This window comes from Bradyrhizobium sp. 23, from assembly GCF_023073295.1.
Classification (GTDB): Bacteria; Pseudomonadota; Alphaproteobacteria; order Rhizobiales; family Xanthobacteraceae; genus Bradyrhizobium; species Bradyrhizobium canariense_D.
Map to the genome: position 1 here is coordinate 117237 of NZ_JADPJF010000032.1, position 12859 is coordinate 130095.

Here is a 12859-nt window from a genome sequence, read left to right on the forward strand (position 1 = left end):
GGCGATCGCCATCGCATGAGCGAAAAGCTGCTGACGCCGATCGAGATCGGCCTGACCGCCGCGATCGTCGCGATCGAGGATCACGAACCGCTGATCCTCACCGCGCGCGACAGTGACGGCCTGGCCGGCCTGCCGTTCGGCCCGTTCGATGCGCCGAGCCATCGCACTTTCGAGATCGGGCTGCGGGCGTGGGTCGAGGAACAGACGGGCCTGCGGCTCGGCTATGTCGAGCAGCTCTACACGTTCGGCGATCGCGGCCGGCATGCCGAGGCTGGCGACACCGGCGCGCACATGGTGTCGATCGGCTATCTCGCACTGACGCGCGCCTTCGGCGGCGAACTGGCAGCCACGAGTGCGAGCTTCGCGCCGTGGTATCGCTTCCTGCCTTGGGAGGACTGGCGCGAGGGGCCGCCCGCGATCATCGCGGACGACATCATCCCGGCATTGACCGGCTGGGCCGAAGAGGAGACGCCGGAGACGACGCGCGCATTGCCGCGCAAGGATCGGGTGCGGTTCTATTTCGGTCTCGACGGCGCGTCCTGGGACGAGGAGCGCGTGCTCGACCGCTACGAGCTCCTGTACGAGGCAGGGCTGGTCGAGGAAGCGCGGCGCGACGGTCGCCCTGCGGCATTAGCGCGCAAGGCGCTGTCCGCGCTCGGCACATCCATGCGCTTCGACCACCGCCGGATTCTTGCGACAGCGGTCGCGCGACTGCGTGCAAAACTGAAGTATCGTCCTGTGGTCTTTGAACTTTTGCCCGCCGAATTCACACTTACCGAATTGCAGTATACGGTGGAGGCGATCTCCGGCCGACACCTGCACAAACAAAATTTCCGCCGCCTGGTCGAAATGGAAGCCCTGGTCGAACCGACCGGGGTGATGTCGACACAGACGGGCGGACGTCCGGCGGCGCTCTACCGCTTCCGTCGCGACGTGCTTCAGGAGCGACCCGCGCCGGGCTTGCGCGTACGCTCCCGGCGCTAACCCGAGATATGCGTGATCGGCCCCTGCCCGCCGGTTGCCTGGAGGCTTTATGTCTGACGGCCCGTTTGACGTCTTCGCGCTGATCATTGCGATCATCGCCTTCATCATCGCGATCAAGGCTTCCAGCCAGGCGGCTGAACTGCGACGACGGCTAAGCTCGCTCGAAGAGATGTTCCGCGCGCAACGGCCCGTGCAGCCGCCGCTGATCCCCGCAGATGTGTGGGCTGACGCGCCCCCCACAACTTTCGCAGCGCCACCGCCGCTTGTGCCCCAAGCCGAAGCCAGAGCCGAGGCGCCGCCCCCGCTCGTCACCGAAGATATTTCACCGCCTCCGCTCGAAGCGAGCACCGAGGCCGACGCGACGCCGCCGCTGCCCGCACCCGCGCCCGGGTTCGAGGAACGGCTCGGCACGCGCTGGGTAGTCTGGATCGGCGGCCTGGCGCTCGCGCTCGGCGGCTTCTTCATGGTGCGCTATTCGATCGAGGCTGGCCTCCTTGGCCCCGGCGTGCGCGTGTTCCTTGGCGGCGTGTTCGCGCTGGCGCTGCTGGGCGCCGGCGAATGGTCACGGCGCAAGGAGAGCATCTCCAACATCGCCGCGCTGCCGATCGCCAACATTCCCGCTATCCTCACCGCAGCCGGTACGGCGGTGGCATTTGCGACCATCTACGCGGCGTACGCGCTCTATGGCTTCCTCGTGCCCGCGACCGCCTTCGTGCTGCTCGGCCTCGTCGCGCTCGGCACGCTGGCTGCCGCGCTCCTGCACGGGCCCGCGCTCGCCGGCCTCGGCGTGGTCGGCGCCTTCGTGACGCCGATCCTCGTCTCCAGCGGCAAGCCGGACTATTGGGCCCTCTACATCTATCTCGCCGTCGTCACCGCCGCGAGCTTCGGCCTTGCCCGTATCCGGCTGTGGCGTTGGCTTGCGGTCACGACAATCGCCTTCGCCGTGCTCTGGATCTTTCCGGGGCTCGATACCAGCGACCTGCAGGTCGCGCCGCACGCTTTCCATGTGATCGCAGGATTCGTTCTTGCCGCTCTTCTCGTGGTCTGCGGCTTCATGTTCGGCCCGACGATCGAGGACGGTGAGATCGAGCCGGTCTCGTCGGGCTCACTCGGTGCCTATCTGTTCGGCGCGATGCTGATCGTGCTGTCGAGCGCCCATGCGGACCTGGCGCTGATGGCCTTCACGCTGCTGGTCGGCGCGACGCTGCTTGTCGCCTGGCGCGCGCCGGCGGCCACCGGCGCGCTCGGCGCAGCCGCCGCGACCGTCTTCGTCGTGTTCGCCGAATGGGCGGTGCGCGCCAATCCTGACATGCTCGTGCTGCCGGGCGGTCCCATGGCCGACATCGCACCGACGGCGATCGATAGCGCGGTGACGCTGCATCTGGTGATGGCGGCGATCTTCGCCGCCGGCTTCGGCATCGCGGGCTTCCTCGCGCAGGGACGTTCGAACTCGGCGATCATTCCGGTGGTGTGGTCGGTCGCGGGGGTCGCGACGCCGATCGCGATCCTGGTCGCGCTCTACGCACGCATCGCGCATCTCGATCGCTCGATCCCGTTCGCCATCCTCGCGGTGCTGCTCGCCGCCGCCTTCGGCGCGGCCACCGAAGCGCTTGCACGCCGCGAGACCCGGCCGGGCGCCATGATCTCCACGGCCTTGTTTGCGACCGGCACGCTCGGTGCACTGCCGCTGGCGCTGACGTTTGCGCTGGAGAAGGGCTGGCTCACGATCGCACTGGCGCTGATGTCGCTCGGCACCGCCTGGATCTCGATGCAGCGGCCGATCCCGTTCCTGCGCTGGCTCGCCGCGATCTTCGCCGGCCTCGTCACCGCTCGGATCGGCTATGATCCGCGCATCGTCGGCGACGCCGTCGGAACCACGCCGATCTTCAACTGGCTGTTGTGGGGTTACGGCCTGCCGGCGGCATCGTTCTGGGCGGCGAGCCTGTTCCTGCGCCGCCGCGCCGACGACGCCCCGCTGCGCATGCTCGAGAGCGCCGCGATCCTGTTCACCGCGCTGCTCGCCTTCATGGAGATCCGCCATTTTGCGACCGGCGGCAACATGACGTCAGCACCCTCTCTGCTCGAATTCGCCCTCCAGGTCTGCATCACGCTCGCCCTGGCGATCGGGCTGGAGCGCCTGCGACTGCGCAGCCGCAGCGTCGTGCACAATGTCGGCGCGGTCGTGCTCACGGTGATCGGCGGGCTCGTCGGCGTGTTCGGCCTCCTGCTCCTGGAGAACCCGCTGCTATGGCGCACCGACGTCGGTGGCGCCGTGTTCAACCTGCTGCTGCTCGGCTACGCGCTGCCGGCGGTGCTGATGCTGCTCTTGTCCTATGCCGTGGCCGGCGAACGCGGCAAGGCCTACGCCAACACGATTGCAGGCGGCGCGCTGCTGTTCGCGCTGACCTATGTCACGCTGGAGATCCGCCGCTTCTATCACGGCCCGATCCTCTCCTCCGGGGCGACGACGGGCGCCGAGCAATATACCTATTCGATCGGCTGGCTCGGCTTCGGCGTGGTGCTGCTCGGCGTCGGCATTCTCGTCAATTCGGAGCGGGCGCGGCTGGCATCGGCCGTCGTGATCGCGTTGACGATCCTGAAAGCATTCGTCATCGACATGTCGACGCTGACGGGCGTCTACCGCGCGCTATCGTTCATGTGCCTCGGCATCGTGCTGGTCGCGATCGGCTGGCTCTACCAGCGTATCCTGTTCCGGCGGCAGATCGCACCGCCGCCGGCTCCGCAGACGAGCACGTGAGCGTCAGGCCGCGCGAACCGATTCCAGGAACTGCGCGACCTCGACCTTGAGACGGGTGCTGTCGGTCGCCAGCGATTTCGCCGCCGACAATACCTCGGTCGAAGCCTCGCCGGTCTCGATCGCACCGCGCTGCACGTTGGTGATGTTCGACGAGACCTCCTGCGTGCCGACCGAGGCCTGCTGCACGTTACGCGAGATTTCCTGCGTGGCCGCGCCCTGCTCCTCGACGGCGGCGGCAATGGCCGCAGCCACCTCGGAGAGCCGCTCGATGGTGCCGCCGATCTCCTGGATGGCACTGACCGATTCCTGCGTCGCCGCCTGGATACCCGAGACCTGCGCCCCGATCTCACCGGTCGCTTTCGCGGTCTGCTCGGCCAGCGCCTTGACCTCGGAGGCGACGACCGCGAATCCGCGGCCCGCATCGCCGGCACGCGCGGCCTCGATGGTCGCGTTCAGCGCCAGCAGATTGGTCTGGCCCGCGATGGTGTTGATGAGCTCGACGACGTCGCCGATGCGGGACGCCGCCTGCGACAGCGCATTGACACGGTCGTTGGTCCGCGCCGCTTGCTCGACGGCCTCCGCCGCCATCCGCGCCGAATCCTGCACGCGGCGGCTGATCTCGGTGATGGAGGACGACAGCTCCTCCGAAGCGGATGCCACCGCCTGGACGTTGGTCGAGGCTTCCTCGGAGGCGGCTGCGACGACGGTCGCGAGTTCCTGTCCGCGCTGCGCGGTGTTGGTCAGCGTCGAGGCGGAGGCCTCGAGCTCGGTCGAGGCCGAGGAGACGGTCCCGACCACCTCGCCGATCATGGCTTCGAACTTGCGGGTGATGGCATCGACGCGGCGACCGCGTTCGATCTTGACTTCGGCGTCGCGCGCAGCGGCCTCGTCGGCGGCCTTCTTGGCGATCAGCGCCTCCTTGAAGATCTGCAGCGCATCTGCCATCGAACCGATTTCGGTCTTCTCGCCGCGATGCGGAACGTCGGCCGAGAGGTCGCCCTCGCCGAGCGACTGCATCGGGCGGATGATTGAGGCAATGCCGCGAGAAACGTCGCGCACGAGATAATAGGCGGCGCCGATCGCGATTACGACCGAGAGCACGATGATGCCGACCAGCACGCGGAAGATCATGGCGTAGCTGTCGGCGGCCTGCTTCGTCTCAAGCTCGGCACCGCGGTTGTTGAGCTCGATGCCCTTTTGGAGCAGGGGATCGGCGGCCTGGGCCATCTTCGCAACCTTGGTCTGCAGCAGCTCGTTGGCGTCGACCGGGAAACGGCCAACGCCCTTGCGCGACAGTGCCATCACGTCCTGCACGCCGTTCAGATACTCGGCCCACGCCGTGCTCCATTGCCCATAGAGCGAGCGCTCCTCGGCGGAAGTGATCAGCGGCTCGTAGACCTTGCGGGTCTGGTCGATGCGCGCGCGCAGCGAGGCCAAGCGCTTCTCGGCGGCGTCCTTGCCCTCAACGCTGTCCTGCATCAGATGCAGACGGAGCGCGACGCGCAGCTCGTTGATGTCGGCGCGAAGCGAGCCGAGCGCGCGCACGCTGGGCAGCCAACTCTCCGCGATCTCGACCGTATGGGAATTGATGTTCTGCATGGTGCCGATCGCCGTCACGCCAACGCCGGCGAGCGAAAGGACCAGGACCGACAACACGGCCAGAAGCTTGAAGACGATCGACAATTTCGACATCACGACAAATCCCGATGTTACCTGGCAACGCGCAAATTGTCCGCGCCGCAAACCGCCACGAAGATGGCGAGACGGAGGTCAGTTCAACAATGCTGGCTGGTTCTTGTCCCGTAAGATTGCACACATAGTCGCAAGCAGGCGTTAACAGGGCCCTACGTAAAATTACGGGACAGCGCTGACGGTCGTTATTTCTCCCGCAACCAACTGTGCAGCTGCACAGCCAACTGATGCTGCGACGCGACCTGTCCACTTGCGACGCAATGTGCGGAAGGCGACGGCTGTCACGCCGCCCGTACCGAATCCAGGAAGCGCGCGACCTCGCTCTTCAGCCGGTGGCTCTCCTGCGACAGCGATTGCGCAGCCGAATGCACCTGCGCCGAGGCCGCCCCGGTTTCGCCTGCGCCACGCTGGACATCGCCGATGTTCGCCGAGACTTCGGAGGTGCCATTCGCGGCGTGCTGGATGTTGCGGGAGATCTCTTGCGTGGCGGCACCCTGTTCCTCGACCGCGGCGGCGATGGTTGACGAGATCTCCGACATCCGCGCGATGGTGTCGCCGATCTCCTTGATCGCACCGGCGGAGTCTTCCGTCGCGGTCTGGATCGCGCCGATGTGCTGGCCGATCTCGCCCGTGGCCTTCGCAGTCTGCTCGGCGAGCGCCTTCACTTCGGAAGCGACCACGGCAAAGCCGCGGCCGGCCTCGCCGGCACGCGCCGCCTCGATCGTCGCGTTGAGCGCCAGCAGGTTGGTCTGGGCGGCGATGGTGTTGATCAGTTCGACCACGTCGCCGATGCGGGCGGCGGCCTTCGACAGTTCGGCGACGCGTGCATTGGTGCGCTGGGCCTGCCCGACCGCCACGTCGGCGACACGGGCCGATTCCTGCACCTGACGGCTGATCTCGGAGATCGAGGAGGTCATTTCCTCGCTCGCTGCAGACACCGACTGCACGTTCGCGGAGGCCTCTTCGGAGGCGGCCGCCACGACCGTGGCAAGCCCGTTGCCGCGCTCGGCAGCCTGCGTCAGCGTATTTGACGAGGCCTCCAGCTCGGTTGCCGCCGACGAAACAGTATCGATGATCTCGCCGACCGCGCCTTCGAAAGTATCGGCGAGCCGGTGCATGTCGGCCTTGCGCTGCTGGCGCCCGCGCGCCTCAGCTTCGACCTGCTCGGTGCGCAGCCGCTCGGCCTCCGCCATATTGGTCCTGAACACCTCGACGGCACCGGCCATCTCGCCGATCTCGTCTTTGCGCCCGATGCCCGGAACGGATATCGAAAGCTCGCCGCGCGCAAGCCGCGTCATCGCGCCGACCATGCCGGCAAGCGCCTTCGAGATCGAACGTCCCAGAAGGAAGCCCACCGCGGCGAGCACGACGACGGCAATGGCGAAGGCGACCATCATCCACATGCGCACGGCATCGCGGGTCGCAGCTTCCGCAACGTCGGCCTTCCTGTAGAGGTCTTCGACTGTGTTGCGCACCTCGATCATGCTCGGTTCCAACCCACGGAACGTTTTCATCATGCTGGCGTCGAGGGCCGCAGTTTGCTGCGCCGTCTCCACCCACGCCGTGAACTCGGATTGATATTTCTGCAGCTTGGCTGTGATGTCGTTCATCACTGCCGTAGGGATTGCGACGACCTCTATCGCCTTGGAGAATTCGACCGCGGCCTTCTTCATCTCGGCGATGTATTTTGGGTCGCGCCGCAGCATGAAGTCCTTCTCGTGCCGGCGCATCATCAGCATCCAGCTCGTGGACCTGGGATCGTCGATCTCCTTGAGCTTGGCCTCAATGTCGTGCACGGCGGCGCGGAGCGAGCCGGAGAGGCCCAGAGTCTCGTTTAGGCCGAGCCGGGTCTCCGCGGCCACCAATGCGCCGAAGTCCGACGCGTATCGCTTGAAGCCGTCCTGGGCCTGCTTCATCCGGTCGGACAGCGCGCCCAAGCCGCCGGCCGACATCAGCCGCTCCACCTCGTCGAAGTCGCGATTGATCGGCCCGATCAATTCGGCATGTGCCTTGGCGTAGCTCTCGTTGCGGCGCTGCTGAAAGTTCTTCTCGTTGCGGCGGGCCTCCAGCATCTCGATCGAGAGCTGTTTGTCGAGGTCAGCGATCGCACGAGCGCGGTTAGCAATCTCGCGGGAGGCGTCCTGGGAGAGACTGCCGATCTCGTAGATCGCGCCGAAGGCGACGAGACCCAACAATCCGAACAGTCCGATCGCCATGACCTTATGGGTGAGACGAATGGAAGGGCCACTCATGGAATGTGCTCCAATACGATTGATACGCAATACGAGGAGGGCGACTCGGCACCCGGAATATTACGGAGATCATGACTGCATCGGTTTTCCGGAAGGTTAACCGTGCGGCTCATCGCGCCGCGACATCCAACTGCGAACGCATGCGAACCACCGCGCGTCTTCGCGCGTCGGTTGTAGTCGATCGATGATTGGTGACGGCGACCGCGTCATGCTGCGCGCACGGTATCGAGGAAGTTGCCGACCTCGAGCTTGAGGCGGTTGCTGTCGCCAGAGAGCGACTGGGCCGCCGCCAGCACCTGCGACGACGCCGAGCCGGTCTCGTTCGCGCCGCGCTGCACATCGGTGATGTTGGCCGAGACCTGATGGGTGCCTTCCGCCGCCTGCTGCACGTTGCGGGAGATTTCCTGTGTCGCCGCGCCCTGCTCTTCCACGGCAGCCGCGATGGTAGAGGAAATCTCCGAGAGCTTCTCGATAGTGCCGCTGATGTCCTTGATTGCGCCGACCGAATGCTCGGTCGCGGTCTGGATGCTGGCGATCTGCTGCCCGATCTCGCCAGTGGCCTTCGCGGTCTGTTCGGCGAGTGCCTTGACCTCGGAGGCCACAACCGCAAAGCCGCGACCGGCTTCGCCGGCGCGCGCGGCCTCGATGGTCGCGTTGAGCGCCAGGAGATTGGTCTGACCCGCGATGGTGTTGATCAGCTCGACCACGTCGCCGATCCGCGTCGCCGCCCTGGACAATTCGCTGACGCGCTCAGTGGTGACACGCGCCTGGCCGACAGCTTCGTTGGCCACGCGGGCCGATTCCTGCACCTGCCTGCTGATCTCGGTGATAGAAGACGACAGCTCCTCGGTGGCCGACGCCACCGCTTGCACGTTGGTGGACGCCTCCTCGGAGGCCGCAGCAACCATGGTCGTGAGCTGCTGCCCACGCTCCGCGGTCGATGTGAGGGTCGACGCCGAGGCTTCGAGCTCGGTCGCTGCCGAGGAGACGGTGTCGACGATCTCCCCGATCGCGGCTTCGAAGCCGTCGGCCAGCTTCCGCATCTCCGCCTTGCGCTGCTCGGCTGCCCGGCTCTCGGCCGCAGCGTGATCGCCCCGCATGCGTTCGACTTCGAGCCCGTTTTGCTTGAAGACTTCAACGGTCCGCGCCATCTCGCCGACCTCGTCACCTCGGCAGGTGCCAGGCACGACCGTCGTGAAGTCGCCATTGGCGAGCCCACCCATCGCAACCGAAATGGCTGAAAGCGGCTTGAGGATCCGGCCAAAGGTGATCCAGAAACTGAGGCCAGCGAGCATCACCGAGGCGCAGAGCAACACGACCGTGAAAACAACATTACGAGTGCTGACCTCTGCCTGCATCGTGGCTTCGCGGTCAGCGGCCGCGCCAATGGCTTCACCGAGCTTCAGCACTGCATTGATGCCGGCGGTGGCCCGCGTGAAGTACTCGGGTCCCGTGATTCTGTAGTCCCCGCCTTCGCCACCGGCGAGCACAGTCACCCGCGTTTCACCGTAGGCACCAAAATAGGATTTCTCGACCTCCGTCATCGCCTCGCCGATCTGCAGGGCGAGGTCCGAACGCAGCCGCACCGGCAATACCGTGTCCCATGCGAGTTCGACCTTGGCCCGCAGCGCCGAAAGGCGCTCATAGCCCTCCATCCCGAGCTTCGCGCGCGCACCGACGACCCCAGCCAGCAGGGCCCGCTCCCTTCCGGCATTCTCGGCCATCTGAGCTGTCAGATGTCGCAAGCCGATGAGCTGGGCCAGCCTTGCCACGGGCGGGCTGGTGAGTGTTTCGAGCGTCAGCCGCAAGCGGTTGCTCGCGACGTCGATCACCTCCGTAATCGTTGGCGCGAAGCCATCTACGAGGTCAGGCTCGCGTTCAACGCGCGAGCGCGACATTCCCGCGTCGGCTTTCTCACGCAGGAGACGCAGCGCCTCGAATTTCGTCGCTGCGTCCGCAATCTGTCTTTGCCCCGCCGTCATTTCGGGAATCGCGCTGATATCGAGGACGGCTTGGCGAAAGGCCTCGTCGGCCGTCGCGCGCGCCTTTGCGATTTCCGCACGGCGCTCGGCACTGACGACATCAGGAGACTTCAGCACGGCGTTGGTCAGCCCGCGTTCAATCGCCCAATGTCCTGCGCTGCGCAGCAGCAGTTGGGCAACTGCATTGACCTTCAGGAATGCCTCGGACTCTCGCCTCTTGAGGACGGCCTCATAGGCGATGAATCCGGCCGAGGCCAACCCAAGCAAGACCAGGGCAGAGATGATGATCGGCAAGATCGTGCCGATCCGAACATGTCCGAGCCGACTCCACGCGCTGGCGGACTGAGTTCGGACCTGCTGATGATGAGCAGGGCTCAACATGGTACGTTTCCCCCAAAGGAAACACGCAGCCAAGTCCTTGCCGGCTGCATGGACGTTGATCGCCCTTGCCGGAGAATCTATTCCTTGGGGTTACTCATTCTGGTTAACGGGAGGGCTCGGAGAAATACTGAGATTTCAACCCAAACAGTTGAAATGGAAGAGATAATCTCGCCAGAAAGTTGTAAATTTCAGCTTGAGGTCGCCACTGTTTGCTTTTGCAGCCGACGTTCGCCGAAGTCATGCGCGAGACGTTCGCGGCGAAGATCAGGATGCAAAAACGCCCGCCTGAGGAGGCAGGGCGTCTTCCGAACTGTCTGGAACGAGGTTCTTAGGCGGCGCGCACGGTGTCGAGGAACTTGCCGACCTCGAGCTTGAGGCGGTTGCTGTCGCCGGACAATGACCGCGCGGCTGCCAGCACCTGCGACGATGCCGAGCCGGTTTCGCCTGCACCGCGCTGCACGTCGGTGATGTTGGACGAGACCTGATGGGTGCCTTCGGCCGCCTGCTGCACGTTGCGCGAGATCTCCTGCGTCGCCGCGCCCTGCTCCTCGACGGCCGCCGCGATCGTGGACGATATCTCGGACAGCTTTTCAATGGTGTTGCTGATGGCGCTGATGGCGGCGACGGAGTCCTGCGTCGCGGCCTGAATGCCGGAAATCTGCTGGCCGATCTCGCCGGTCGCCTTCGCGGTCTGCTCGGCAAGCGCCTTCACTTCGGAAGCCACCACCGCAAAACCGCGACCGGCCTCGCCGGCGCGTGCCGCCTCGATGGTGGCATTAAGCGCCAGCAGGTTGGTCTGGCCGGCGATGGTGTTGATCAGCTCGACCACGTCGCCAATGCGAGCCGCCGCCTTGGACAATTCTCCGACACGGTCGGTCGTGGTTCGGGCTTGGGTAACCGCCTCGCTCGCGACCCGCGCCGATTCCTGCACTTGGCGGCTAATCTCCGTAATTGAAGACGACAGCTCTTCCGTGGCCGACGCCACCGATTGCACGTTGGTCGACGCCTCCTCGGAGGCCGCAGCCACAACTATCGTCAGTTCCTGTGCCCGCTCCGCCGTCGAGGTCAACGTCGAGGCCGAAGCCTCGAGCTCCGTCGCGGCCGACGACACCGTATCGACGATCTCGCCGACGGCGCCTTCGAAACTATCAGCAAGCTTGCGCATATCGGCCTTGCGCTGCTCGGCCGCCACCTGGTCCTGCCGCATCTTGGCTTCCGCTTCCTGGCGCGCCTTCTGCTCCGACACGACCTTGAATTTCTCGACGGCCGCGGTGACACCGCCGACCTCGTCCTTGCGGCCGAGACCCGGCAGGACAACAGAGAAGTCACCACCAGCGAGCTTGTCCATGGCAACCGTGAGCGCGCGGATCGGCCGCGCGATGGTCAGGAAGGACATCAGCCACGAACCGATGAGGACGAGCACGGCGCACGCACCGACCACCATGCCGAGACGCTCGCTCACGGCCATCTCCTGGCTCGCGGCAGCGATTTCTTCATCGCTCTTGTGCTTGGCGAAATCGGCAATCTCGCTGGTCAAATTGTCCAGCTGTGTGGCAAGCGGCAGCGTCACCTCGCGGATCTGGCGCGCGCCTTCCTCGGAAATCTTGGCGGCGCGGACGGGGTCCGTGGCCGCAACCGCAATGGCCTCGCTGCGAACAGAGGCGTTCTGCTGCGCGCCCTTCAGGTAATCGGCCGACGTAGACTTGAGCTTCTCCATCCGCGCGCGGTTTTCCGGGGCGTGCGACAACCTGAGCATGGAATCGACAACGCCGTTCAGTGCTTTCGACCGCTCCAGCAGAAGCTCGCTCGCCTTTTGCAAGTCACCCTGATTGTTGGCGAGACGCATGTCCCGTACGGCGAGTTGCAAGCCGCGTATCCCAAGCTTGGCTTCGGTAGCCTCGCGCACCAATTCCTGCTGCGCAAGCGCGGCCTGGTTGGAATGCCCCACGTTGTTGTTGCCGATGACCTGGCTCGCGATCATGGCGCCGACGAGAACAACGCCGAACGCCGAAGCGAGCGCGAGCTTGGTACCGATTTGCAGATTCTGGATGAGTCTCGACATGAGGGCGTTTCCCGGGTTGCGCGGCCAAGTCATTGTCGGCCGCCCTCGGCGTTGATCGCCCTTGCCTAAAAACTGAGCTTCAGGTGTGGTGATCTGGTTAACGATCGCCCCCGGACAAATACCGGACTTACCGGAAAATCCCTTGAAAAACGGCACGGTCCGCGCGCTTAACAGGTTAACCACACGCGGCGGTAGGATGCCCGATTTCTAGCCAGTGCGACCAAGGGCCTTTTGGCTCTCGCCAATCAAGCTGATCCGGAACACCGGCTCCTTGTTCTCGTCGAGCAGCTCCATGCGCCATTCGGCATCCTGTTTCAGGCCGCGCGAGATGCCGCCGAGCAAATTGGCACAGACTTCGGTCATCTCGGTCCAGGCCGCGGCGCGGTCCTCGAACTCATATGGCTGGTCGGCAGCACCGGAATAGCGGCCCGTGCTGATACGGAAGAAGTACAGCGACATCGTTGAACCCTTTTATCGGGCCGCGCCCCCGGCCGTACGCAAACTGGGGCGCGAACAGCTACCAACGCATGAAAGCCGCCGTCCGTATGACTACGGCGCGGCGGCTTCGTGTCTGATGGCAGCTCTCAACGACAAAGTGCGCGGACTGTCCCGCGCACCAACTCACTGGGTGGAGCGGCGCAGCTCCAGCGGGGCGTCGTCCCTGGCGGGCTCCGATTTGACCTGCGGCTTCACCGGCTCGAGCCGGCTACTCTCGACGCGCGGGGTCTCGACACGCGCGGCGACTTCG

General features: G+C 65.3%; 7 protein-coding genes. 2 read left to right on the plus strand and 5 right to left on the minus strand.

The window, feature by feature from the left end; translation table 11 throughout:
• Positions 1 to 15: 15 nt before the first annotated feature.
• Both IVB32_RS04835 and IVB32_RS04840 read left to right on the plus strand, forming a co-directional pair.
• The gene (locus IVB32_RS04835) at positions 16 to 984 is read left to right on the plus strand and encodes an NAD regulator (protein ID WP_085352597.1); all 969 of its coding nucleotides are present in this window, start codon (positions 16 to 18) and stop codon (positions 982 to 984) included.
• Positions 985 to 1033: 49 nt separating this feature from the next.
• Entirely contained in the window at positions 1034 to 3742 is a 2709-nt protein-coding gene (locus IVB32_RS04840; protein ID WP_247409927.1) for a DUF2339 domain-containing protein, read from the plus strand.
• 3 nt (positions 3743 to 3745) lie between these two features.
• Here IVB32_RS04840 and IVB32_RS04845 read toward each other — a convergent pair whose 3' ends face one another.
• The 5 genes from IVB32_RS04845 to IVB32_RS04865 all read right to left on the minus strand — a co-directional run bounded on the left by IVB32_RS04845 (position 3746) and on the right by IVB32_RS04865 (position 12570).
• The gene (locus IVB32_RS04845; protein ID WP_166517499.1) at positions 3746 to 5434 is read right to left on the minus strand and encodes a methyl-accepting chemotaxis protein; all 1689 of its coding nucleotides are present in this window, start codon (positions 5432 to 5434) and stop codon (positions 3746 to 3748) included.
• A 281-nt stretch (positions 5435 to 5715) separates the two neighbouring features.
• Positions 5716 to 7686 (minus strand): HAMP domain-containing methyl-accepting chemotaxis protein, encoded by a 1971-nt coding sequence (locus tag IVB32_RS04850; protein WP_026233670.1) that lies wholly within the window; start codon positions 7684 to 7686, stop codon positions 5716 to 5718.
• Between the two features lie 206 nt (positions 7687 to 7892).
• The gene (locus tag IVB32_RS04855; protein ID WP_085361344.1) at positions 7893 to 9962 is read right to left on the minus strand and encodes a methyl-accepting chemotaxis protein; all 2070 of its coding nucleotides are present in this window, start codon (positions 9960 to 9962) and stop codon (positions 7893 to 7895) included.
• A 415-nt stretch (positions 9963 to 10377) separates the two neighbouring features.
• Positions 10378 to 12111 (minus strand): methyl-accepting chemotaxis protein, encoded by a 1734-nt coding sequence (locus tag IVB32_RS04860; protein ID WP_231188787.1) that lies wholly within the window; start codon positions 12109 to 12111, stop codon positions 10378 to 10380.
• Positions 12112 to 12318: 207 nt separating this feature from the next.
• Entirely contained in the window at positions 12319 to 12570 is a 252-nt protein-coding gene (locus tag IVB32_RS04865) for a hypothetical protein (protein ID WP_007594936.1), read from the minus strand.
• Positions 12571 to 12859: the final 289 nt, after the last annotated feature.

Coding starts and splice junctions, on each gene's coding strand:
- IVB32_RS04835 (WP_085352597.1), top strand. CDS start 16: ATGAGCGAAAAGCTGCTGACGCCGATCGAGATCGGCCTGACCGCCGCG.
- IVB32_RS04840 (WP_247409927.1), top strand. CDS start 1,034: ATGTCTGACGGCCCGTTTGACGTCTTCGCGCTGATCATTGCGATCATC.
- IVB32_RS04845 (WP_166517499.1), bottom strand. CDS start 5,434: ATGTCGAAATTGTCGATCGTCTTCAAGCTTCTGGCCGTGTTGTCGGTC.
- IVB32_RS04850 (WP_026233670.1), bottom strand. CDS start 7,686: ATGAGTGGCCCTTCCATTCGTCTCACCCATAAGGTCATGGCGATCGGA.
- IVB32_RS04860 (WP_231188787.1), bottom strand. CDS start 12,111: ATGTCGAGACTCATCCAGAATCTGCAAATCGGTACCAAGCTCGCGCTC.
- IVB32_RS04865 (WP_007594936.1), bottom strand. CDS start 12,570: ATGTCGCTGTACTTCTTCCGTATCAGCACGGGCCGCTATTCCGGTGCT.